The 21,659-nt window shown below is 70.4% G+C and carries 22 protein-coding genes and 1 pseudogene; 10 read left to right on the forward strand and 13 right to left on the reverse strand.

The features are described from left to right. Positions 1-251: 251 nt before the first annotated feature. The gene (locus tag ACZ69M_RS07245) at positions 252-845 is read left to right on the forward strand and encodes a TetR/AcrR family transcriptional regulator (RefSeq protein ID WP_470047410.1); all 594 of its coding nucleotides are present in this window, start codon (positions 252-254) and stop codon (positions 843-845) included. Between the two features lie 205 nt (positions 846-1,050). On the opposite strand, the gene ACZ69M_RS07250 is transcribed toward ACZ69M_RS07245, so the two are convergent. Then, positions 1,051-1,644 carry a TetR/AcrR family transcriptional regulator gene (locus ACZ69M_RS07250; protein WP_054228878.1) on the reverse strand — a complete coding sequence of 198 codons (594 nt, stop codon included), beginning with the start codon at positions 1,642-1,644 and terminating at the stop codon, positions 1,051-1,053. 194 nt (positions 1,645-1,838) lie between these two features. Here ACZ69M_RS07250 and ACZ69M_RS07255 point away from each other — a divergent pair, with 194 nt between their 5' ends. From ACZ69M_RS07255 to ACZ69M_RS07275, 5 genes are read left to right on the forward strand one after another with little or no spacing between them, the layout of a single operon-like run. Next, complete coding sequence (locus tag ACZ69M_RS07255) at positions 1,839-2,813, forward strand: SMP-30/gluconolactonase/LRE family protein (protein ID WP_470047412.1); 975 nt, start codon at positions 1,839-1,841, stop codon at positions 2,811-2,813. A gap of 59 nt (positions 2,814-2,872) precedes the next feature. Next, positions 2,873-3,001, forward strand: coding sequence for a hypothetical protein (locus ACZ69M_RS07260; protein WP_470047414.1), 129 nt, complete (start codon positions 2,873-2,875; stop codon positions 2,999-3,001). Continuing rightward, positions 2,998-3,828, forward strand: a complete 831-nt coding sequence (locus ACZ69M_RS07265) for an SDR family NAD(P)-dependent oxidoreductase (protein WP_470047416.1) — start codon at positions 2,998-3,000, stop codon at positions 3,826-3,828. Before ACZ69M_RS07260 ends, ACZ69M_RS07265 begins: the two co-directional genes overlap by 4 nt. Then, positions 3,825-5,057, forward strand: coding sequence for an amino acid deaminase/aldolase (locus ACZ69M_RS07270; RefSeq protein WP_470047418.1), 1,233 nt, complete (start codon positions 3,825-3,827; stop codon positions 5,055-5,057). The genes ACZ69M_RS07265 and ACZ69M_RS07270 overlap by 4 nt, the downstream gene beginning before the upstream one ends. Before the next feature lie 28 nt (positions 5,058-5,085). Continuing rightward, positions 5,086-5,856, forward strand: a complete 771-nt coding sequence (locus ACZ69M_RS07275) for an SDR family NAD(P)-dependent oxidoreductase (RefSeq protein WP_470047420.1) — start codon at positions 5,086-5,088, stop codon at positions 5,854-5,856. A 14-nt stretch (positions 5,857-5,870) separates the two neighbouring features. Here the strand turns inward: ACZ69M_RS07275 and ACZ69M_RS07280 are convergent, their stop codons facing one another. Together ACZ69M_RS07280 and ACZ69M_RS07285 are read right to left on the reverse strand one after the other, a co-directional pair. Beyond that, a complete protein-coding gene (locus ACZ69M_RS07280) occupies positions 5,871-6,230 on the reverse strand; it encodes a nuclear transport factor 2 family protein (protein WP_470047421.1) in 360 nt (119 codons plus the stop codon). Positions 6,231-6,280: 50 nt separating this feature from the next. After that, the gene (locus ACZ69M_RS07285; RefSeq protein WP_470047423.1) at positions 6,281-7,066 is read right to left on the reverse strand and encodes an SDR family oxidoreductase; all 786 of its coding nucleotides are present in this window, start codon (positions 7,064-7,066) and stop codon (positions 6,281-6,283) included. A 98-nt stretch (positions 7,067-7,164) separates the two neighbouring features. Between ACZ69M_RS07285 and ACZ69M_RS07290 the strand changes: the two genes are divergently transcribed. Next, a complete protein-coding gene (locus ACZ69M_RS07290; protein ID WP_470047425.1) occupies positions 7,165-7,674 on the forward strand; it encodes a winged helix-turn-helix transcriptional regulator in 510 nt (169 codons plus the stop codon). A 30-nt stretch (positions 7,675-7,704) separates the two neighbouring features. Here ACZ69M_RS07290 and ACZ69M_RS07295 read toward each other — a convergent pair whose 3' ends face one another. The 6 genes from ACZ69M_RS07295 to ACZ69M_RS07320 all read right to left on the reverse strand — a co-directional run bounded on the left by ACZ69M_RS07295 (position 7,705) and on the right by ACZ69M_RS07320 (position 14,542). Then, entirely contained in the window at positions 7,705-9,021 is a 1,317-nt protein-coding gene (locus tag ACZ69M_RS07295) for an MFS transporter (RefSeq protein ID WP_470047427.1), read from the reverse strand. Positions 9,022-9,347: 326 nt separating this feature from the next. Continuing rightward, complete coding sequence (locus ACZ69M_RS07300; RefSeq protein WP_470047565.1) at positions 9,348-10,244, reverse strand: serine hydrolase; 897 nt, start codon at positions 10,242-10,244, stop codon at positions 9,348-9,350. 195 nt (positions 10,245-10,439) lie between these two features. Beyond that, complete coding sequence (locus ACZ69M_RS07305) at positions 10,440-11,576, reverse strand: hypothetical protein (RefSeq protein ID WP_470047429.1); 1,137 nt, start codon at positions 11,574-11,576, stop codon at positions 10,440-10,442. 445 nt (positions 11,577-12,021) lie between these two features. Continuing rightward, a complete protein-coding gene (locus ACZ69M_RS07310) occupies positions 12,022-12,729 on the reverse strand; it encodes a TetR/AcrR family transcriptional regulator (RefSeq protein ID WP_470047431.1) in 708 nt (235 codons plus the stop codon). A gap of 138 nt (positions 12,730-12,867) precedes the next feature. Next, on the reverse strand, positions 12,868-13,737 hold the full coding sequence (locus tag ACZ69M_RS07315; RefSeq protein WP_470047433.1) for an aldo/keto reductase family oxidoreductase: 870 nt from the start codon (positions 13,735-13,737) through the stop codon (positions 12,868-12,870). A gap of 97 nt (positions 13,738-13,834) precedes the next feature. Next, on the reverse strand, positions 13,835-14,542 hold the full coding sequence (locus ACZ69M_RS07320; protein ID WP_470047435.1) for an SDR family NAD(P)-dependent oxidoreductase: 708 nt from the start codon (positions 14,540-14,542) through the stop codon (positions 13,835-13,837). Positions 14,543-14,828: 286 nt separating this feature from the next. Between ACZ69M_RS07320 and ACZ69M_RS07325 the strand changes: the two genes are divergently transcribed. Then, the gene (locus ACZ69M_RS07325) at positions 14,829-15,593 is read left to right on the forward strand and encodes a dienelactone hydrolase family protein (protein ID WP_470047437.1); all 765 of its coding nucleotides are present in this window, start codon (positions 14,829-14,831) and stop codon (positions 15,591-15,593) included. A gap of 49 nt (positions 15,594-15,642) precedes the next feature. Here ACZ69M_RS07325 and ACZ69M_RS07330 read toward each other — a convergent pair whose 3' ends face one another. Beyond that, the gene (locus ACZ69M_RS07330) at positions 15,643-16,404 is read right to left on the reverse strand and encodes a hypothetical protein (protein WP_470047567.1); all 762 of its coding nucleotides are present in this window, start codon (positions 16,402-16,404) and stop codon (positions 15,643-15,645) included. Between the two features lie 489 nt (positions 16,405-16,893). Here ACZ69M_RS07330 and ACZ69M_RS07335 point away from each other — a divergent pair, with 489 nt between their 5' ends. Next, positions 16,894-17,157 carry a hypothetical protein gene (locus tag ACZ69M_RS07335; RefSeq protein ID WP_470047438.1) on the forward strand — a complete coding sequence of 88 codons (264 nt, stop codon included), beginning with the start codon at positions 16,894-16,896 and terminating at the stop codon, positions 17,155-17,157. A 62-nt stretch (positions 17,158-17,219) separates the two neighbouring features. Here the strand turns inward: ACZ69M_RS07335 and ACZ69M_RS07340 are convergent, their stop codons facing one another. From ACZ69M_RS07340 to ACZ69M_RS07350, 3 genes are all read right to left on the reverse strand, one after another. Beyond that, positions 17,220-17,849 carry a hypothetical protein gene (locus tag ACZ69M_RS07340; protein WP_470047440.1) on the reverse strand — a complete coding sequence of 210 codons (630 nt, stop codon included), beginning with the start codon at positions 17,847-17,849 and terminating at the stop codon, positions 17,220-17,222. A gap of 233 nt (positions 17,850-18,082) precedes the next feature. After that, positions 18,083-18,205 carry a hypothetical protein gene (locus ACZ69M_RS07345; protein ID WP_470047442.1) on the reverse strand — a complete coding sequence of 41 codons (123 nt, stop codon included), beginning with the start codon at positions 18,203-18,205 and terminating at the stop codon, positions 18,083-18,085. A gap of 77 nt (positions 18,206-18,282) precedes the next feature. Then, positions 18,283-19,773, reverse strand: a complete 1,491-nt coding sequence (locus tag ACZ69M_RS07350; protein ID WP_470047444.1) for a DEAD/DEAH box helicase — start codon at positions 19,771-19,773, stop codon at positions 18,283-18,285. Positions 19,774-20,181: 408 nt separating this feature from the next. Between ACZ69M_RS07350 and ACZ69M_RS07355 the strand changes: the two are divergent. Next, positions 20,182-21,624, forward strand: a pseudogene (locus ACZ69M_RS07355) (RHS repeat-associated core domain-containing protein); the annotation flags it as partial. Between the last annotated feature and the right edge of the window lie 35 nt (positions 21,625-21,659).

Consider the following 21,659-nt stretch of genomic DNA (forward strand, 5'->3'; position numbering starts at 1 on the left):
CGCGGTACGACCGCTCCGGCGTTCAACGCGTCACGTACCGCACCTAGAACCGCAATGCATTAATGGACTACGGTATACCGATACGGTCGCCGTGGACCCGGTCTCTTGGCACGACGGTAGGGATGCCCGTCGTCGACTCCGAAGGTTCGCGGAGACGTCCGGTCGGAGCCGAGAGAAAGAGAGAGCCGATGACGGTTGAGAATTCCCAGCCCGTACGTCCCCCCGGCCGGCGGGAACGGAGCAGGCAGCGCATGCACGACCGCCTGTACGCGGCAGCTCTGGAGCTCTTCGCCGAGCAGGGGTACGAACGCACGACGATCGACCAGATCGCGGAACGCGCCGATGTCGCCCGGGGAACGTTCTTCAATCACTTCCAGCGCAAGGAAGACGTCGTCACGACGTGGGCGGAGCAGCGCCAGGACGACCTGCGGGCCTTCATGGACAAGTCGCTCTCGCACAAGGACGACGACGCCACCGTCCAGTTGGAGCGGTGCATGGCCGCCCTGGCCGATTTCAACGAAGCCGAGCCGGACCTCACCCGGGTGATGCTGACCGCCTGGGTCAGATCGGGCCAGCCCCTCCTCGAGGAGCCCGACTACGCGGGGCATGTCTTCACCCGGGTCATCACGATGGGGCAAACCCGCGGGGACATCGCCCGCGACATCGACCCGGTGGTGGCGGGCAACATGCTGCGCGACGCCTACCTGGGGCTTCTCTACCGCTGGACGCAGGCCGCCGAAGGCAGGGCCCCCCTGCACGTCGAACTGCGCGCCCTCCTGCGGATCGCGCTCACCGGCGTCCTCTCCTGGACCCGCACCTCGAACGCGCCCCTCCGGGACCGCTGACGGCACCGGCCGCAACGAGCGAACCCCGCCTCCGGTATCCGGAGACGGGGTTCTGTGGAGCGCCGGGCAGGCCTTGCACCTGCATCTCCCCGCAGGAAGCGGGGCGTCTTTCCTTGGACCACCAACGCGAGGCCTGCCGCCGAGACTTCCGGCGGTCTGCTCAAGATCAATCATAGCCTATTCCAAGCCACCGACGGCGCACGCGTCAGGCGGCCGACGGCCGGGCGTACTGGAGAAGGTGGTCGGCCAGCAGGTGCAGAACCGCCTGGCTGTGGTCGCTGTTGCGGTCGACGAGCCAGGTCATGTTCAGGCCGTCGATCACCGAGTGCACGTACCGCGCGAGGATCGGCACGGGCTGCGTCCACTCGATCCCGGCGTTGTCGGCGGCCAGTTCGAGCAGGGAGGCGAAGGCGGCCAGGAAGATCTCGTACTGTCTCCTGGCGATGTTCTCGAAGCCGGGATTGCGCAGCGCGTACTGAGTGAGCTCGTAACTGATCTGGTGCTCTCCGGGGTTGGCCTCGAACCCCTTCCAGAACGCGTGCAGGCTGTCGAGGACGCTGTCGCGGATGTCCCTGTGCGGCGCGAACAGGCCCCGGACCTCGGCGACGTAGCGCTCTGTGAGGGTCTCGGTGACGCGTTCGAGGAGCTGCGCCCTGGAGTCGAAGCAGTAGTGGAAGGCCCCGAGGGTCATACCGGCCTCGTTGACGATCGCACGGGTGGTGGCCTTGGCCACGCCGTCACGCGTCATGACCCGGATCGCGGCCTCGAGGAGCTCGGCCCTCCGGTCGCTCGCCGCCATACGGGACACACGATCTCCCCTCTTCACCTGCGGGTTCGTCCGCCAGGATAGCCAGACCCACGGGCCGCGCGTCGGCTCGGAGCTCGGATCCGCCACGAAGTAAGTCAAGCGTCCAAGACTCTTGACTTACTTCTACGCGATGGGCGACCGTAGCGGAACCCGACGCCTGGCACGAGCCCCCTCAGGAGGCGGAAGTGCGACCGCAAGCCACTGTCGTTCTGGACGGATTCGGCACACTGGAGTCCCTGCGCTGGCACGACGGCGCGCTGTGGTTCTGCGACTTCGCCCACGGGACGGTGCACCGCTGGGACACCCTCGGGGAGCCGGAGACCGTGCTGGAGGTCCCCGGCCGGGCCGGCGGCCTCGGCTGGCTGCCCGACGGACGGATGCTGGTCGTCTCGATGGACGGACGCCGCGTCCACCGCCAGGAACCGGACGGCTCCCTGGTCGTGCACGCGGACCTCGGGGACATCGCCGGCGGCCCGGTCAACGACATGCTCGTCGACGGGCAGGGCCGCGCCTACGTGGGCAATTTCGGCTTCGACTACCACGGCTTCGTCCGACAGCGGCCCAACGCCATGCTCTACGCACCGCCGGGCCCGCCCAGGGCGCCGCTCGCCTGCCTGTCACCGGAGGGCGAACTGCTGGGCCTGAGCGAGCCGTTGGTGTTCCCCAACGGCTGCTTCCTCATCGACGAGGGGCGGACCCTGCTGGTCGCCGAGACACTGGCGATGCGGCTCACCGCGCTGCCCGTCCTGCCGGACGGACGGCTCGGCCCGCCACGCCCCTGGGCTCCGCTGGTCCCGGCCTGGCTGTGGAAGTCCCTCAACAGTCCCGGGCTGCGCGGCCGCATCACCCGGCGGGTCTCGTCCCTGCTGGACCACCAGGCGATCGCCGACCGCTCCGACACCCCCATCGCCCCGGACGGCATCGCACCGGGCAAGGACGGCACGGCCTGGGTCGCCAACGCGCTGCGCGGCGAGTGCGTCCGGGTCGGCCCCGGCGGCACGATCCTGGACCGCGTCGCCACCAGCCAACGTACGCTCAGCTGCCTGGTCGCGGGCCCGCGCGGCGACACCCTGTACGCCGCCACCGTCCCCACCGACGACCCGGAGCGCGCGGCACAGCTCGACGGCGCACGGCTGGAGGCGTACGTCCTGCCGTCCTGACCGCGGACACGCGCACTCCGTCCACGGGGCCATCCCCCGCCCGCCTCCTGGGAGTTCACATGCACGGACACCGAACGGGCGACGGCGCCCACGACACTTCGTACCGCGCCTACGACGACACTTCGTACGGCGACCACGACGACACCTCGTACGGCAGCGGCGGCACATGCCAGGGCAGGCCTCGATGAGCGTGGTCCTGGTGACCGGCGCGGCCAGTGGCATCGGCGCCGCCACCGCGCGCGAGGCGGTGCGCCGCGGCCACCGGGTCGCCCTCGCCGACGTCGACCTGGCCGGTGCCACCCGCCTCGCCGACCGACTCGGCGCCGCCGCCTGCGCGATCCCCCTGGACATCCGTGACGGGGACGCCTGGGAGGAGGCCTTCGACGCCGTCGCGGCCCGGCTCGGCCCCGTCGAGGTTCTCGTCAACAACGCCGGGATCATCCACACCGGATACGCACGCCAGTTGTCCCTGGAACAGCACCGTCACATGGTCGAGGTCAACCTGCTCGGCCCGATGACCGGGACGCTGACCGCGCTGCCCCGGATGCGCGCCCAGGGGCACGGGCACATCATCACGGTCTGCAGCATGACCTCGTTCCTGCCGCTGTCCGGTTACACCACCTACGGCGCGACCAAGCACGGGCTGCGCGCCTTCCACCACAGCGTGGCGATCGAGGAACGGGGCGGGCCGGTGACGTTCAGCATCATCCACCCGCCCGGCACCCGGACGCCGATGCTGGAGCAGGAGATGGCCGACCCCAGCGCGGTGATCACCTTCGCCGAGAAGCCGCTCACCCCCGAGAAGGTCGCCTCGGCCATCGTCGACGCGATCGTGAAGAAGCCGGTCGAAGTCGTCCACCCCGCCGTCGGCGGACGCGTTCAGCGGGTCGCCGGGGTGTTCCCCCGGCTGATGCGCTTCGTGATCCCCCGAGTGGCGGCCATGGCGGAACGCCGCAGCAGGAGCATCGCCCCGGCCACGGCCGTGGTGCGCGAGCGAGGAGACAACAACCGATGACCACCGACACCGCCGCCACCCCGGCCCGGCCCGCCCCCGCGGAACAGGGGCGCTTCGACCGGTTGCGGACGGCGACCGCTGGCCTGGAGCCGCCCTTCGGCGTCATCGATCTGGACGCGTTCGACGCCAACGCCGTCGACCTCGAACGCCGCGCGGGCGGCAAACCGATCCGGCTCGCCAGCAAGTCGCTGCGTTCGCGCGCCCTCATCCGCCGGGCTCTCGCCCGCCCCGGGTTCCAGGGCATCCTCGGCTTCACGCTGCCCGAAGCCCTGTGGCTGGCCGAGGAGTTCGAGGACGTCGTCGTCGGCTACCCCACCACCGACGCCACCGCGCTGCGCCGGCTGGCCGCCGACGAACAGCTCGCCTCCCGGATCACCCTGATGGTGGACTCCGTCGAGCACCTCGACCTCGTGGACGCCGCGACCGGCCCCCGGCAGACCCGCGTCCGGGTCTGCCTGGAGCTGGACGCCGCCCTGCGACTGGCGGGCGGCCGTCTCCATCTCGGGCCGCGCAGGTCCCCGGTGCACACGCCGCGGGAGGCGGCCGCGTTCGCCCGCGAGGTCGCGGCCCGTCCGGGCTTCGAACTGACCGGGATCATGGGGTACGAGGGCCAGGTCGCCGGCCTCGGCGACAACCAGCCCGGTTCGCTGCTCAAGCGGGCCGTCGTGCGCGCGATGCAGCGTTCCTCCGTCGAGGAACTGCGCCACCGACGGGAGGCCGCGGTCGCCGCCGTACGTGCCGTCACCCCGCTGCGGTTCGTCAACGGCGGTGGCACCGGCAGCCTGGAGACCACGACGCGGGAGGACGCCGTGACCGAACTCGCGGCGGGCTCCGGCCTGTACGGTCCCGGTCTCTTCGACTTCTACCGGTCCTTCCGGCCCGCCCCCGCCGCGTACTTCGTGCTGCCCGTCGTACGCCGCCCCTCCCCGAAGATCGCGACGCTCCTGGGCGGCGGATGGATCGCGTCAGGGCCGCCCGGCAAGGACCGGCTGCCCACCCTGGCCTGGCCCCCCGGCCTGCGCGTCACCGCGACCGAAGCGGCGGGCGAGGTACAGACCCCGCTGCTCGGCAAGCCCGCGCAGGTCCTGCGCATCGGAGACCGGGTGTGGCTGCGGCACGCCAAGGCCGGTGAACTGTGCGAGCGGGTCGGCGAACTCCACCTGGTCAGCGGCGGCGAGGTGGTCGACACCGTACCGACGTACCGGGGCGAGGGCCGGCACTTCCTGTGACGGCCCCTCCTCCGGGCGAGGTGACACCATGACCCGCGTCACCGACCGAACCGTCCTGATCGTCGGTGCCTCCTCGGGCATCGGCGCGGAGGTGGCACGCCGACTCGCGCACCACGGCAACCGGCTGGTCATCACGGCGCGGCGGGCCCCCGAACTCGCCTCCGTGGCCAAGGAGGTCCGAGCCGCGGGCAGCGCCTGTCTCGACATCGCCGCCGACGCCCTGGACCCGGGGGCGGCCTCCGCCGTGGTGGCCGCGTGCGTCGCGGAGTACGGATCCGTCGACGTCGCGCTCCTCAACGCCGGCCAGGGACCGGACATGTCCATGGACCAGGTCACCGTGGCCGACATCGCACGGATCACGGCCCTGAACTACGACGTCGTCGTCCACTACCTCGTCCCGCTGATCGCACAGATGAAATCCCAGCGCGACGGAGGCCTGATCGCCCACACCAACTCGCTGGCCGGCCTGATGGGCATCCCCCGCCAGGGCCCCTACTCCGCCGCGAAGGCCGCTGCCCGCACCCTCATCGACACCGCTCGCGTAGAACTCGCGCCCCACGGCGTCCGGTTCACCAGCATCCACCCGGGCTTCGTCGCGACCGAGCGTGTCGGCGCCGACGGACTCCCCAAGCCCTTCCAGGTCAGCCGGAACCGGGCGGCACGACACGTCGTACGCGCCCTGGAAAGGGAACCGGCACAGGCGTACTTCCCCTGGACCACGACCACCCTGGTCCGCACCCTGCGCGCCCTCCCCACGCCGCTCTGCGCCCTGATACTCCGAAGACTGGCCTCGCTCTAGGAGCTGCGGTCGATTCAGGGTTCGATGACGAGGCGTTCCACGAGGTCGCCGCGGAGCGTGAACCGGTAGCGCAGGTCGACGGTTCCGCCGGGGAAGTCGCCTTCCAGATGGTGCGTGGCGGTGTAGTGGCTCGCGTCGGTGCGCTCGGCCCCGGTGAGATCGATGGTGTACGTGAACTCGGTCGCCGACCGGTTCAGCCACCGCTCGATGGCGGCGGTGCCCTGGTAGGTGTTGCCGTCGTCGATCACCGTGGCGTCCTGGGTGAACGTGGCGATGGCCACGGCGGTGTCGTGGGCGCGGTGCGCCGCGAGGTAGCGGGTGATCGCCTCGGGCAGGGTGTCCGGGGCGATGGCCTGGGGCTGGTCGTGCTGCATGGCGGGCCTCTCGGTGGTGGCGTCTTTCAGGTGCGGTCGGCGAGGGCGGCTCACACCGTGGGGGTGGTGCCGCCGTCGATGACGTGCTCGGCGCCGACGATGGCCGAGGCGCGGTCGGAGACGAGGAAGGCGACGAGTTCGGCCACTTCCTCGGGACGGTTGGGACGGCCGAGGGGGATGCCGCCGAGGGAGTCCATGAGGCGGGCCAGTGCCGCGTCCTGGGTGATGCCGGCGTCGTGGGCGATCCTGGCGACGAGGTTGTCGGCGGCGGTGGTCTGGACGAAGCCGGGCGAGGCGGTGTTGACGCGGACGCCGTGCGGGGCGACCTCGTTGGCGAGGCCCTTGCTGTAGGTGGTCAGGGCGGCCTTGGCGGCGGCGTAGGCGAGGGTTCCGTTCCACAGCGGCATGCGGCGCTGGATCGATGTGACATGCACGAGGGCACCCTTTCCGGCCGCGATCATGCCGGGCAGCAGTCCGCGGTCCAGGCGGACGGCGGCCAGCAGGTTGACGTTCAGTTCCCTGGCCCAGTCGTCCTCGCCGAGTGCCGCGAAGCCCCCGGCGGGCGCCTCGGAGCCGCCGAGGGTGTTGACCAGGATGTCGACACCTCCGAGCCGGGCCTCCACCTCATCGACCGCCCGTGCGGCGCCGTCGGCCGTGGACAGGTCGGCGGCGATGAACGTCTTCTCCTCGACCTCGTCGGGACGGCTGCGGGCGGTGACGAGTACGGTCGCCCCGGCCTCGGCGAGGCGTCGGGCGATGGCCGCTCCGGTGCCTTTGGTGCCGCCGGTGACCAGGGCTCTACGGCCCTCGAGGGATTCGCCGGGGTGGGTGGCCATGGTGCGCTCCGTTCCCGGGTGCGGGCATGCCGAACACCGCCGCCCCGTTACTGCTAAAATAGAAGCTAGTAACTTCGACTTTAGCAGTAACCGAGGGGATGGTCGCCGTGGCGAGCCGCATCAGGCTGGAGGACCGGGAGTGCCCGCTGTCCACGACGGTGGAACACGTGGGCGAGTGGTGGACGCTGCTGATCCTTCACGACGCCTTCGACGGCTACACCCGCTTCGACCAGTTCCAGGAGAACCTGGGAATCTCCTCCAGCATGCTCACGGCCCGGCTCAAGAGCCTCGTCGCGGACGGACTGCTGGCGCGTCGGCCGTACCGGACCAACCCCGTACGCCACGAGTACGTCCTGACGGAGCTCGGCCGTTCGCTGCGCCCGGTGATCGTCGCCCTGGCCGCCTGGGGCAACTCCCGGCTGGCGCCGCAGGACCGCAGCATGATCCTCGTCGACGCGGACAGCGGCGACGAGGTCGAGCCCGTCGTCGTCGACGCCAGGACCGGCCGCCGGCTCGACGACAGCGACGCCTTCGTCTTCACGGCGGGCCCGGCGGCGAGCCCCGCCATGCGCGACCGCTACCCGAACGGGTCGAAGACGGAGAGGTGAGCGGCCCCGGCGGCCGATCACCGCGACCGCTCAGCCGGGCGGAAGGGCGCGATGGCCGGACGAGAGGGGGCGACGGCCGGGCGGCGCGTCCCGCGGGGGCAGCTCGCGTCCCAGGCGGGCGAGTGGGGACAGGGCCATCAGCGCCGGGGACAGCATCATGCCGGCGGCCGTCACCAGGAGACTGGTGCGCAGCCCCCACTCCCCCGCGAGAAAGCCGCCGAGCAGTGAGCCGAGCGGGGCGGCCCCCATGCCGACGAACGTGATCGTCGCGGCCACGCGGCCCTGCATCCCGTCCGGGGTGACGGCCTGCCGCACGGCCATGACCGTGACGTTCACCAGTTGGCCGAAGGTCCCGAACACGAAGTTGACCGCGACGAGCGAGACGATCGTCACCGCGGAGGGGCCGCTCAGCGCGGGCACGCACAGCATCACGCCGTCGCCGAGCGCCGCCGCCGACACGAGCACCACGCCGTGACCGAACCGGCCCGGGAGCCGGGCGGCCAGCACAGAACCCAGGAGCGCGCCCGGCCCCGTGGCGGCGAGTGTCAGCCCCACGACGCTGCCCGACAGGTGCAAGTCCCGTGGCAGGAAGAGCAGATAGCCGGTCATCGTCGCCGCGAAGGAGAACTGGAAGGCGGCCGAGGCCAGGCCCACGGTCCGCAGCGAGGTGTCCCCGGCGACGAAGCGCAGGCCCTCGTGGATCCGGCGCCAGACCCGAGGGGCCGGTCCCGACGGCTCGGGGACCGGTTCGCGGCGCCGGATCCGCCGGATCGAAAGGAACGACCCCGCGAAGGACAGGGCGCAGGACGCGGCGGCGATCGGCGCCGACAGAAGGGACACCAGCGCGCCGCCCAGGGCGGGGCTGACGATCTGTGCCGCCGAGCGGCTGCCCTCGATCGCGCTGGTGGCCCGCGTCAACAGGTCGCGTTCCACCAGTCGTACGAGAGAGGCCTGGTACGCCACGTCGAAGAACACCGACAGGGCCCCGACCGTGAAGGCGACCACGAGGAGCGCCGGCAGGCCGAGCCCGCCGAGGAGTCCGGCCAGGGCGGCGCCGCCCAGCACCAGGGCCCGGCCGAGGTCCGCCAGCACCATCACCGTGCGGGTCCGCCATCGGTCCACCCACGCGCCGACGAGGAGCGCGAGCAGCAGGGTCGGCGCCTGCCCCACGGCGCGGAGGACGCCCAGCCGGCCGGCATCGGCGTCGAGTGTGAGAACCGCGATCAGCGGAAGGACCACCAGGCTCGCGTGTTCGCCGAGTTGGGAGGCCGTCTGTCCCACCCACAGCCGGCGGAAGTCGGCGTCGCGCCGGAGGGACGACGGAACAGGACGCCCCGAGCCGGACACGGAGGGAGACGACGAGGATGAGGACGAAGGCGAAGGCGAAGGCGAAGAGGACGGACAGGAGGAAGCGTCCGGCACAGGAAACCCCTTGGGTCGCGCAAGACAGAGCCCGCCACCCGGCGCACGTCGAGGACGCCGACGGTTCAGGTGAGGGAAGGCTCGCTGTGCCGCGCATCAAGGGCAGCACGCGATGACGGGCCGCTCAGGGCCTACGACGTCAACGCGCGCTCGGACGACCGGGTGGACGACCGGGCATGTCTCGACTCCTCAGGGATCACATTCGCTGCCCAGACTCTAGCCTTCGGCCGATAGCCGCGAAAGGGGAATACCTACGCGGCAGTTGAGGTGTTCAGGTCCCGGTTGACGGCGCGCGCGGCGCTCTCGATGGTGGCGACGCCGTCGGCCATCGTGCGGTTGTCCTGGGAGAGTACGACCAGTCCGTAGTCGTGGCCGCCGCCGGTGAACACACCGACACTGTGCACCCGCCAGCCATGGGTGTCGCGCGGCAGCCAGCCGTTCTTGACCTGAACGGTCGCCGACGCGGGGGCCCCGGCGGGCGTTCCCCAACGCTGCTCGGGGACGACCTGGTTCATGAGCTGGAGGGCGTAGGTACGCGCGTCCCCGTCGAGGACGGAGTTGTCCGAGGTGAGCAGTCGGAGCAGCTTCAGCTGGTCCTCGGCCGTGACCTGGGTGTGCCCCCAGTAGACCTCAGGCCCGGGGACGGTGTCCCCCATCCCGGCCAGGGTCAGGAAGTGCTGGATGCCGGTGTGGCCGATCTGGTGCCACAGGGCGTTCGTCGCGTCGTTGTCCGACTTGGTGATCATGGCGGTGGTCAGTTCCACCTCGTGAGCGGTCAGGGCCCGGTGCTGCTCCATGCTCTGGCGCAGCAGCGCCCCCAAAATCGTGACCTTGACCACGCTCGCCGAGTCGAAGGCGGTGTCGGCCCGGAAGCCGCACGAGGTCCCCGTGGTGCGGTCGTACAGCGCGAGCGCCGCGGCCTGGTCCCGCCCGTGCAGGGCACCCGCGACGTCCTTGGACAGCCGGGCCGCGAGCTCCGGCCGCTGCGAGGTGCACGTCACCTGGGAGCCGCCGACGGTGGCGGTGGCTTCGGAGGTGGCGTCGGCGGTGCTCGCCTGGGCCGGGGTGGCGGCGAAGAGCGCCGCCAGCGCGGACCCGGCTGCCGCGGTGGCGGCCAGTCCACGCCGCGCGCGGCGCAGTGCGTGCATGTCCGGCATGAAGATTCCCTGCTCTGTGTCTGCGGTCACAACGGGAGCCCATGTGCGGGCTCATCCCGATTCCCGAATGACGGCGACGCTACAGGGACGGAAGAGACCCCGGTGCACCGAAAAAGGCATATGTCCGAATTGGGAGGTTTTTGGCTGTGTGACATTCATCAACCCATTCATCCCTGCGGATGGTGGTCACACCTGAGGGGACGCCGGAGAAGGAGCCTCCGTCACGGTTCGCCGGCGGCGTGGCACGGGCCCCAGCAGGACGTAGCCCGCCGAACCGGCGGCGAAGGCCAGCCGGATCAGACCGCAGACACGGTCCGAGGGCACCAGCAAGGTGCTGCCGTACAGGGAGAGCAGGGCGATCCAGCTCCACCACGGCACCAGACGACGCTGCCCGACCGCGTCCCACAGCAGGGTGCCGAGCAGGATCGAGGCGCTGTAGTACGTGTAGACACTCGGGTCCAGTGCGATGCGGGCATCGGCGCCGAGCAGCACGACCGCGGGCCAGCGGCCTCTGAGTACCGCCAGCGCGCCGAGACCGAGCCCCAGGAGTACTTGGGCCGGGCGGTCCCACCAGGGCGTGGCCGGGGCCAGGACGCCCAGCCAACGCAGCGCCGAGGCGGGCTGGTTGGCGATGGTGAATCTGGCGGCGGCGGCCGAGTTGAGATGGGTGACGTAGAACGGCAGCCACGCGACGGCCACCAGGCCGGCCGTCCAGAGCGCGGAGTTGCGTCGTTGCGTCGCCGGCAGGGCGAGCAGCAGTGCCGCGAACGCCAGCGCCCAGGGTTTCGAGTCCACCGCCAGCGCGAGCATGATGCCCACCGTGCGCCCTTCGCCCCGCACCAGGGCACGTACGGCCAGAGTGGTGAAGAACAGCGCGAGTACGTCGTCCAAGTGGGCGAAGCGGACCGCCACTTCGACCCACATGGGAATGAAGGCCACCCCTGCCACGAGCACCCGCTGCTGGAGTCGGCGGTGGTTGAGTCCCGTGCCGCGGTTGTGGTCGGCCGCACTGCGGCCGACCAGCACCAGCATGTAGAGGCCGAGTGCGGACATCACCGCCTCCGCCAGCACCTCCGCCATGTGGGGTGGCAGCGGGGCGAACAGCGCGGCCGCCAGAAAGCTCACGGGGCCGATCTGCAACTCCGGATGGTTGGCGTAGATGGCCAGCCCGCCGCCCGGAACGGCGCCGAAGAGCAACTGGCCCCCGGTGCGCAGGTAATGCCAGGAGATCCCCCCGTGTCTCTGGACCAGCAGGAACCAGAGCAACGTCCACGCCGCCAGGACGACGATATGGGGTCGTATGCCCTTGCGTTCCTGTCGCATGACCCAGGGGACGGCCCGGCCCGCCGCGCGGCCACCGGTTCCGCGGTGACTTTGCTCCGGGTCCTGCGCCTGTGTCGGTCCCCCCGCGCCCTCGCGGCCCTCGTGCCACCGCACAGGCGCCTACCGCGCCGACTGATCGGCGACGCCACGGACCGGCGCGCACCGGTCCCCCACTGGAAGATCCGCGCCTTCCATCAACACCCCTTGTCGTTCCCTCACCCGCGGCACAGACCGCGGGCGGTTCCCCGCGGGCTCCGGCACTCAATCGCCTGACGCCACGACAACCGCTCTCAGGTGCGAGGTACTGAACTCGCGTTGTCCGTACCGCCGGAGACATGTTCCGAGGGCCTGGTCACGGCCCTCGCTGCTTTCCCGCGCTTACGGATCAACCCTAGACATACATTCGAGCGCGACTTGCTGCACAGGGGAAACACACACCCCACTCTCACCCGCCGCGGTGTTCGGCCGACGCCCGAGAGGCCGCGGCGAGGACTCCGTCCAGGATGACGTCCAGAGCCCAGTCGGTGCGGCTCGGACCGTCTCCCGACACGAGCGTGTCGCCGAGCCGGGCGAGGTGGGGGTGGCGCGCCGGGTCCGCGGTGGCGATCTTCGCGGCCAGAGCGGAGAACTCGTCGGCCTTCTGCGTGGCGGACTTCGGGGAGCTGTGTTCGACGGCCACGGCGGTGGGATACAGCAGCAGGAGGTCCATGGCCCAGGCCGCTTCCTTGCCCGACACACCGCCCTCGTCGAGGAGACCGAGGAGCGCGTCGGCCAGCGCCAGGTAGTTCGGACCGCTCGGCTGCGTGGACATCGCCATCCGGGCGATCTCCGGGTGCCGGAAGAGCACCTCTCCATAGCTGACCAGCAGCGCCTTCAACCGGTCCCGCCAGGTCCCGGCCTCCGGCGCGGGCACCTTCACCGGCCCCAACAGGGAGTCGAGGATCTGCGCGTGCAGGTCCCCCGTGTTGCGGACGTAGACGTAGAGCGACGCGGGCCCGGTGTCGAGGGCCGCGGCGATGCGGCGCATCGTCACCTTGCCCAGCCCCTCGTCACGAAGGATCGCCAGCGCGGCGTCGATGATTCCCTGCCTGGTCAGGGCGGGCTTCGCCGGGCGTTCCCGTCGGCTGACCGGAGCGGGCTTCTCTGGAGTCATGCCGCACGAGGATAACGAACATGTTCGTGAAAAACAAGTTCGTATCGAACGGTGCGGTCACACGGCGCGCCGGACACCGCCACGGGGACGCCACGGGGCCGCCACGCCCGTGCCTCGGGCGTGACGACCCCATGTTCCTCACACCGCGATCCCGTTCAGCTCGGCCAGCTCCTTCTCGGGAAGGACCAGGGCGGCAGCGGCGATGTTGTCACGCAGGTGCGCCACCGAGGAGGTACCGGGGATGAGCAGGATGTTCGGGGAACGCTGCAACAGCCAGGCCAGGGCGACGGCGACCGGAGTGGTCTCCAGCCGGCCCGCGACCGCGTGCAGGGTGTCCGACTGCAGCGGGGAGAAGCCGCCGATGGGGAAGTAGGGGACGTAGGCGATGCCCTGCTCGGCCAGGGAGTCGATCAGCGCGTCGTCGGCGCGGTTCGCGAGGTTGTAGAAGTTCTGCACACACACGACGGGCGCGATGGACTGGGCTTCCTTGATCTGCTCGGCGGAGACGGTACTGACACCGAGATGCCTGATCAGCCCCTCCTGCTGGAGCTCCGCGAGCACGGTGAACGGTTCGGCGAGCGAACCCGGCTCGGGGGCGTCGAGCCCTCCGACCCTCAGGTTGACGACGTCGAGTGCTTCCAGGCCCAGGTTCTCGAGGTTGCTGTGCACGGCCTGGCGCAGTTCGTCGCGCGACAGCGCCTTCGGCCAGCCTCCCTCGGCGTCCCGCCGTGCCCCGACCTTGGTCACGATGTGCAGGTCGGCCGGGTAGGGGTGCAGCGCTTCCTTGATGATCTGGTTGGTGACGTACGGGCCGTAGAAGTCCGAGGTGTCGATGTGGGTGATCCCCCGCTCGACCGCCTCGCGCAGAACGGCCACGGCGGCGTCCCGGTCGGCCGGCGGCCCGAACACGTGCGGACCGGCGAGCTGCATGGCGCCGTAGCCCATGCGGGTGACCGTCAGGTCCTTGGCCATGGTGAACGTTCCGCCGGGAAGTGACCGCACGGTCATGTCGATGCTCCTGTTTGTTCGGTGGGGCGGTGGGACGGTGGGGCTGAGTGGCGGTCGCGGGGTCTGGCACACGTACGTGGTGGCGTACCGGCCCGGACTACCAGGGAAGGGTGCCTTCGGCGTCGAAGAAGCCCCCGGTGGGACCGTCGGGGCCGATCTGCGCCATCCGTACGATGATCTCGGCGCCCTGCTCGACGGTCTGGACGCCGGTGTTCCCGTTCAGGTCGGTCTTGGTGAAGCCGGGCTCCACCGCGTTGATCCGCATGCTCGGGAACGCCTTCGCGTACTGCACGGTGATCATGTTCACGGTGGTCTTCGAAGCCGGGTAGGCGACGCCGGGGTAGGCGTACGCCGGGGTGCCCGCATCGCTCACCCGGGCCAGCGAGGCCAGCCCACTGCTGACGTTGACCACCACCGGGGCGGCCGAGGCCTGGAGCAGCGGGAGGAAGGCGTGGGTGACGCGCACCATGCCGAAGACGTTCGTCTCGAATGTCTCCCGCATCACATCGGCGGTCACGTCCGCGGCGCCGATCACGGAGTTGCCCTCGCCCCTGGACTCGATGCCCGCGTTGTTGATCAGTACGTCAAGCCCGCCCTCGGCCTCGATGGCCTTCACGGCGGCCTGCACCGACGCGTCGTCGGTGACATCGAGCTGGACGGCCCGGGCGCCCAGCTGTTCGGCGGCCCGGCGTCCGCGTTCGGCGTCCCGGCTGCCGACGTGGACCGTGTGGCCCGCGGCGACGAGCCGGCGGGCGGTTTCGTAGCCGAGCCCCTTGTTCGCTCCGGTGATGAGTGTGGTCGTCATGACTCCACCCTGCGACCGGACGATGTGCACAGCCAGTAGCCCGGTCTTCCTGGGACTGTCGGTACCACGCTCGTACGCGTCCGGCGGCGCGCCATGAATCCGTCCGCGCACGACGGCGGCTCCGGGCACGGGAACAACAGCGGGGCCCTGCCGAACCGACCGCACCACGAGTGCCAGACTGCACGACGGGACCGAAGCGATCAGGTGACCGTCGGAGATCCGCGCGGCACCCCGAAACGCCCGCAAGACGCCCCGGGAGACACCCGAGAGAAGAAGAGGGACGCCCATGACCGATGCACGTGCCGTACGCGGAACCACTGTGAACATCCCCACCCAGGACGGCTCGGCCGACGCCTATCTGGCCCACCCCGACGACAACACCGCCCACCCCGCGGTGCTGTTCTACATGGATGCCATCGGACTGCGCCCCCGGCTGAAGGAGATGGCCGACCGGCTCGCCGGGGCCGGTTACACCGTGCTGGTTCCCAACCTCCTCTACCGCCACGGTCCTGCCCCGGTAGTGGAGCTGCCCGACTTCATCGACGCGGCCCACCGGCCCGCGCTGTTCGGGCAACTCATGCCGCTCATCCAGGAGTTGACCCCCGACCTGGCCATGCGCGACGCCGACGCCTATCTGTCCTGGCTGACGGCCTGCCCGCAGGCCGCCGACGGACCGGTCGGCACCACCGGCTACTGCATGGGCGCAGGCCTGGCCCTGCGCACCGCCGGCACCTACCCCGAGCGGGTCGCGGCCGTGGCCGGCTTCCACGGCGCCCGGCTGGCGACCGACGCACCGGACAGCCCGCACCTGCTCGCCGGCCGTATCACCGCGGAGCTGTACTTCGGCCACGCCGACCAGGACGCCTCCCTGCCTCCCGAGCAGATCGAGCGCCTCGACAAGGCGTTCACCGAGGCGGATGTCCGCCACCGCAGCGAGGTCTACACCGGCGCGCACCACGGCTACACCATGGCCGACACCGCCGTGTACGACGCCAAGGCCACCGAACGCCACTGGGCAGCCCTGCTCGACCTCTTCGAGCGCGCCCTCTGAACACGCCTCTCCTCCGGTCCCGGGGACGGCCGTCCCCCGTCGGGAACCCTCAGCGCGGTTGAGTGCTCGTGCCCTGCGTACGCCCCTCACCACGGGGCGGGAACAGCCGCTCCAGGCCACTGCGTGACCATGCCGAGAACAGCAGGGCGCCGAGGGATTCCCGCAGTCTTCGGCAGCGCCCGTGCAGCACGGCCAGGACGATCGCGGCGCCCACGGCGATCAGGTGCTCACGGCCTGCCAGATTGGGTTTGACGATCGACTCCCACACCATCGAGCCGCCGGTGAGCGCGAACACGATGGGGGCGCGCCGGATGACCGAGAGGTAGGTGAACAGTCCCACCACCGCGGCAGAGGGTCCGGTGTCGAGCACCTGCCCGATCCCGGGCGGCAGCCCGAACCCCCACCAGCCCGGGCCGAACGCGATCATCACGCGGACCATGAGAGTGCCGGCCAGGGTCGTGGCGTACGCGACGACCAGTGTCCGGGCCCGGCCGAGGGCGAGTTCCGCGAGCGCGAAGGCGAAGAACAGCTGGGTGATGCCCGCCCACACAGGAAGGTCGAGAGCGGGCACGTACAGCGACACCGGAGTACGCAGCAGGGCCAGGGGCAGCGGCAGACAGGCCTTCACTCCGCCGGTCAGCCGCACGATCACCGCACCGGTGGGATGTTGGGCGAGCGCGTGGAAGAAGATGACCCCGAAGACGGCCACGAACGCCAGCAGGAGTCCGGACAGCCCACGGCGCACGAGTTGCCGTACCGGATCCACGACGATGCCGTGCCACTCGCCGTACAGCGTGCGCCCGATGAACAACACGAAACGGCGCAGCGGGCCGCGCGGCCGCGCGCCCGCGTCGTCACTCGCGGCGTACGGCGACCGGTCGTCGTCGAGCCCGTCGCCGTACGCATGACCGTCCCCGGTATCACCGCGACGCTCGTCGACCGCCCAACCCAATGGACTCTCCCCCAATCCCCCCACAGGACGCCTCATCGTATAGAGCGACAAAGCCCGCTCCACGAAGCCCCCGGCCAGTACCTGTTCCAAGTCTTCTTGGCCCGTGCTCCGTTGCGACAGGGGTGTGCCGCGCGCGCCGTTGCGACGTGTTGTGTGCGGTCGTGACGACGGGACGCATGTCTGAGCAGGGGGACGGGGCAGGGGAGCCGCGAATTCCGAGGTCACGGCTTGCGGACTACGCGGAGATGGCGGGCCGACCGGCCGTGCCGGAGCCCGTGACATCTTCGCGGGAGCGTCGACGACGGGCCCGGTCCGGACCACGAGCGCGGCATCCCGACCGCCGCTCCGATGGGCATCCGCTTCGCCCTGGCCTTCTCCGACGAACGGGCACTGGCCCGTTACGCCGTGGCACACGGCGAGGCGGCACGCGAGTGGGCAACGGGTTCGCGGTGCAGACCGGACGGTCCGCGGGCACCTCCTACGAGACCGGGCGGTACGTCGAGGATCCGGCGCGTACGGCGGCGTGGACTACGGCCAGGAGTCGACGTCTCCGACACCGCGTACGACCGCCTCGACGACACCTTCACCCCCGAGGCCGGCCCTGCGGCCTGATGCGGGTGTCAGTTAGCAGTCGCCAGCTACCAGTTGCCAGGCGTCAGGTGCTCCCGTGGATGTCAGTCGGACACCGTCTCCTGCTGCGGCTCGGCCGGCGCGGGCTCCGAGGTGACTGCCGTGGTGTAGAAGACCGACGAACCCTGCTTGGTGCGGTGAGCGTGGCTCTTGGCGACGAGTCCTTCGAGGGTGGTGCGCACGACCGTGGTCTTCACGCTCCGGTCGGGGTGGGCCTGCGTGAGCGCGGTGGTGATCTCGGCGGCGGAACGCGGCTCGCTCTGCTTCTCCAGGTGTCCTCGGATCAGCTCGACGAGGGTCGGCTTGGCGGCGGCCGGGGACGCCTTCACGGATGAGGTCTTGGCGGCGGTCTTCTTCGACGCCGTCTTCTTGGCGCCCGTGGCGGCCGCCTTCTTGCCCTTGCTCTGCTTGGGTTCGGCAGAGGCCTGGTGAGGCACGGTGGGCGCAGCCGCGGTCTCCGCCCCGGCGGCCGGGCTGGGACCGCCGAGCGCGTCCTGCATGTTCACCAGCACGGTGTGATCGTGCTGCAGGGCACTCAACTGCTCCTGCAGTGCGTCGATCTCCGCAGCGACGCGCTCCTGCTCCTTGGCATTGCGGTCGAGGTCGCCCGTCACTTGGGCGATGTACTGCGACGTGAGTTCTGTGGAGTGGGAATGGGAGCTGACTTCAGTCATGACATGGGCCAATCACTCGCAGGACACAACTGCCACGGCCTGCAGCAGTGTAGAGATAGTACGCATGAGTGGAACCGGATGCTCCTGTCGCGTAGACATGTGCGACACATGTGCTTCCCGGGCCGACTCATGTGCTAGTGCGGGCGACCCACCATGTGGCTCGCGATCGTGGGAAGTTGGCCGCTCCCGTCGCCCGCGACCGCTTCCTCGCCGAGCCGCAGCACCCTGGCCGATCAGCGGTTGGTCAGCCCTTCGGCGATCAGGATCGCGAGCGGAGACCTCAGCCGTTTCCTTCCGCCGCCCATCCAGCCGGAGATGCGTTCGAGGCGTTCCGGACAGGTCACCGCGTCACTCACGTGTCCCTCTTATGTGTGAACCTCGGCGCGGGAGGCCCACAGTTCGTCACACACAGGTTCCGTTGCCACGCCTCGGCCTACGCGCCACGACGAACCCGGGCGGCCTTGCGGGCCTCGGCCGTCTGGCGTGCCTCGGCGGCCCGGCGGGACTCGCCGCCGGCGCGGCCCGGGCGGGTGCCCAGGCCCCGGAAGGGAGCACCGCCGCGCTCGGGTCGCTCCGCGACCGGCCGGCTGCCGCCGATGGGAACACCGGAGGGAGCCTGCGCGCCGGTGATACGGCTCAACTCCGCCTCGCCGGAACGCACCTGGGTGACATGTGGCCGGATGCCCGCGTCGGACATGAGACGGATCATGTCGCGGCGCTGGGCGGGCAGCACGAGCGTGACGACGCTGCCGGACTCCCCGGCGCGGGCGGTACGGCCGCCTCGGTGCAGGTAGTCCTTGTGGTCGCTGGGCGGGTCGACGTTGACGACGAGGTCGAGATCGTCGACATGGATACCGCGGGCGGCGACGTTGGTCGCCACCAGGACCGTGATGTGACCGGTCTTGAACTGGGCCAGCGTGCGCGTGCGCTGGGGCTGTGACTTGCCGCTGTGCAGTGCCGCGGCTTTCACCCCGCTGCCCAGCAGGTGCCTGGTGAACTGGTCGACGGCGTGCTTGGTGTCCAGGAACATGAGCACACGCCCGTCGCGGGCGGCGATCTCGGTGGCGGTGGCGTACTTGTCGGCGCCATGCACCTGCAGTACGTGATGCTCCATCGTGGTCACCGCGCCCGCCGAGGGATCGACCGAGTGGACCACCGGGTCATGGAGATATCGACGGACCAGGAGGTCGATGTTGCGGTCCAGGGTGGCGGAGAACAAGAGGCGCTGACCGTCGGGGCGCACCTGGTCCAGCAGCTCGGTGACCTGGGGCATGAAACCCATGTCGGCCATCTGGTCGGCCTCGTCCAGGACGGTGATGCTCACCCGGTCGAGGCGGCAGTCATTGCGCTCGACGAGATCGGTGAGACGGCCCGGGGTCGCGACGACGACCTCGACCCCGGCCCGCAGCGCGGCGGCCTGCCGCCCGATCGACATACCACCGACCACGGTGGCCAGTCGCACCTTCAGCAACTGAGCGTACGGGGTGAGCGCATCGGTGACCTGCTGGGCCAGCTCGCGGGTGGGAACGAGGATCAGGGCGCGCGGCTTGCGGGCCTCCGCCCGCTGTCCTGCCGTGCGCACGAGGAGCGCGAGGCCGAAGGCGAGCGTCTTGCCCGATCCGGTGCGCCCGCGGCCCAGGACGTCGCGTCCCGCGAGGGAGTTCGGCAGCGTGGCGGCCTGGATCGGGAACGGCTCGTTCACGCCGAGGCTGGTGAGCTTGTTCAGCAACTCGACGGGGAGATCCAGTTCACCGAAGGCCGCGACCGGGGGAAGGGCCGGGGTGATGGTCTCCGGCAGCGCGAACTCGCCCTGCGGTGCGGCGGGACGGCGGCCGTCGCCGCCCGAACGGGCGCCGGGGCGACCCTGGGCGCCCTGCCGACGGGTCTTGGCAAAACGGTCGCTCGTGCGAGCTGAGCGGTTCATGGAGAACCTTCCTCGATATGGCACGTATCGAGGAATTCTCGGCAGCGGTGAACCGAATGAATTGCAAGAACGAACCGAATCCGACTTCCTGGCGGTATCCAGGGGTCCACGTTCTGCGAAATGCGAAAATGCCCGACGACATAAAGTCATCAAAGGCACTTGTTTTTACGCGAACCACAACTGAGGGCAACTTTAGCACGGCACGCGCGTCCGGACACGAAAAGTACCATTATCGACCGGCAGACCGGCCGATCGAGCCCACGCAGGCCTGCCCCGCGGGCTCTCCCAGGCGCCGTCAGGCCACCCGAACGGCGGGACGGGGCGCCGGGGCCCCGAGGTCGTGGGGATACGCGACCGACCGGTGCCGGAAGGAGAGGAGGTCGCGTCTCTCGGAGTACGTGGATATGAGCGGCAGGCCGCCTCACGTCCAGGACGAACGCCCTGGACCGGACGACCTCCTACGAGCGCGACGCCCTCGGCCGCACCACCCGCAAGGACGCCGACGGCCAGGTCACCACCTACGTGTACGACCTGACCGACCAGGTCGCCGAGGCCACCGGCCCCGACGGAACGCACCTGACGATCCTGCGCGACCAGTACGGCCGGGTCCGCTCCGAGACCGTCGACGGCCGCCAACTGACCTACGAATACGACGGGTTGGGCCGCCGCATCGGCCGCATCACCCCCACCGGCGCGCGCACGACCCGGTCGCACGACGCGGCGGGCCGCCAGGTGGACCTGATCGCCTCGGGCCGCGCCATGGACGTCACCTACGACGCGGCCGGACGTGAACTCACGTGTGACGTGTGTGACTTCCTCACCCTCGAGAACGCCTTCGACCCGATGGGCCGGCTGTCCGCGCAGTCCGCGACAGGCGCGGACGGCCGCACCCTGCAGCGCCGCGCCTACACCTACCGCGAGGACGGCCACCTCACGGCCCTGGACGACCACCTCGACGGGCGCCGCACCTTCGACCTGGACCCGGCCGGTCGCGTCACCGTCGTGCATGCCACCGGCTGGACCGAGACCTATGCCTACGACGCGGCAGGCAACCAGACCACGGCCACCTGGCCCGCCTCCCACCCCGGTCACGAGGCCACCGGTGAGCGCGACTACGCGGGCACCGGCATCATCCGGGCCGGCGGCGTCCGATACGAGCACGACGCGCTGGGCCGCGTCACGCTCCGCCGGAAGACCCGCCTGTCCCGCAAGCCGGACACCTGGCGCTACGCGTGGGACGCCGAGGACCGCCTGACCCAGGTCACCACGCCCGACGGGACGGTGTGGCGCTACACGTACGACCCGAAGGGGCGGCGTACGGCGAAACTCCGCATGGCGGCGGACGGCACTACGGTCGTCGAGCGCGTGACGTTCACCTGGGACGGCACGACACTGTGCGAGCAGACGACCCACTCGCCGGAACTGACCGCCCCGGTCACCCTCACCTGGGACCACCGCGGCCTGCACCCCGTCGCACAGACGGAACGCATCACGGCGTCGGATCCCCCTCAGGAGGAGATCGACTCCCGGTTCTTCGCCATCGTCACCGACCTCGTCGGCACCCCACGCGAACTCGTCGACGAACACGGCGACATCGCATGGCGGACCCGAAGCACCCTCTGGGGCACCACCACGTGGAACACGAGCGCGACCGCGTACACCCCCCTGCGCTTTCCCGGCCAGTACTTCGACCCCGAAACAGGTCTGCACTACAACTACTTCCGGCATTACGACCCGGAAACCGCCAGATATCTCACCGCTGACCCCTTGGGCCTCGCCCCCGCGCCGAATTCATCGGCCTATGTCGCGAATCCGCACACGATCTGTGACCCCCTGGGGCTGATGCCTTCCGACTACAAGAAGGTCGCCTACGGCGAGTCCAAGGG

The sequence above is a fragment of the Streptomyces sp. NPDC107454 genome (genome assembly GCF_055582885.1).

Excerpts from the sequence above, each read along its gene's own strand:
- ACZ69M_RS07350 (WP_470047444.1), bottom strand. The coding sequence starts at position 19,773 with ATGAACCGCTCAGCTCGCACGAGCGACCGTTTTGCCAAGACCCGTCGG.
- ACZ69M_RS07270 (WP_470047418.1), top strand. The coding sequence starts at position 3,825 with ATGACCACCGACACCGCCGCCACCCCGGCCCGGCCCGCCCCCGCGGAA.
- ACZ69M_RS07320 (WP_470047435.1), bottom strand. The coding sequence starts at position 14,542 with ATGACGACCACACTCATCACCGGAGCGAACAAGGGGCTCGGCTACGAA.
- ACZ69M_RS07280 (WP_470047421.1), bottom strand. The coding sequence starts at position 6,230 with ATGCAGCACGACCAGCCCCAGGCCATCGCCCCGGACACCCTGCCCGAG.
- ACZ69M_RS07275 (WP_470047420.1), top strand. The coding sequence starts at position 5,086 with ATGACCCGCGTCACCGACCGAACCGTCCTGATCGTCGGTGCCTCCTCG.
- ACZ69M_RS07245 (WP_470047410.1), top strand. The coding sequence starts at position 252 with ATGCACGACCGCCTGTACGCGGCAGCTCTGGAGCTCTTCGCCGAGCAG.
- ACZ69M_RS07285 (WP_470047423.1), bottom strand. The coding sequence starts at position 7,066 with ATGGCCACCCACCCCGGCGAATCCCTCGAGGGCCGTAGAGCCCTGGTC.
- ACZ69M_RS07335 (WP_470047438.1), top strand. The coding sequence starts at position 16,894 with ATGGGCATCCGCTTCGCCCTGGCCTTCTCCGACGAACGGGCACTGGCC.
- ACZ69M_RS07310 (WP_470047431.1), bottom strand. The coding sequence starts at position 12,729 with ATGACTCCAGAGAAGCCCGCTCCGGTCAGCCGACGGGAACGCCCGGCG.
- ACZ69M_RS07340 (WP_470047440.1), bottom strand. The coding sequence starts at position 17,849 with ATGACTGAAGTCAGCTCCCATTCCCACTCCACAGAACTCACGTCGCAG.
- ACZ69M_RS07305 (WP_470047429.1), bottom strand. The coding sequence starts at position 11,576 with ATGCGACAGGAACGCAAGGGCATACGACCCCATATCGTCGTCCTGGCG.
- ACZ69M_RS07315 (WP_470047433.1), bottom strand. The coding sequence starts at position 13,737 with ATGACCGTGCGGTCACTTCCCGGCGGAACGTTCACCATGGCCAAGGAC.
- ACZ69M_RS07260 (WP_470047414.1), top strand. The coding sequence starts at position 2,873 with ATGCACGGACACCGAACGGGCGACGGCGCCCACGACACTTCGTACCGC.
- ACZ69M_RS07325 (WP_470047437.1), top strand. The coding sequence starts at position 14,829 with ATGACCGATGCACGTGCCGTACGCGGAACCACTGTGAACATCCCCACC.
- ACZ69M_RS07265 (WP_470047416.1), top strand. The coding sequence starts at position 2,998 with ATGAGCGTGGTCCTGGTGACCGGCGCGGCCAGTGGCATCGGCGCCGCC.
- ACZ69M_RS07290 (WP_470047425.1), top strand. The coding sequence starts at position 7,165 with ATGGTCGCCGTGGCGAGCCGCATCAGGCTGGAGGACCGGGAGTGCCCG.
- ACZ69M_RS07250 (WP_054228878.1), bottom strand. The coding sequence starts at position 1,644 with ATGGCGGCGAGCGACCGGAGGGCCGAGCTCCTCGAGGCCGCGATCCGG.
- ACZ69M_RS07300 (WP_470047565.1), bottom strand. The coding sequence starts at position 10,244 with ATGCACGCACTGCGCCGCGCGCGGCGTGGACTGGCCGCCACCGCGGCA.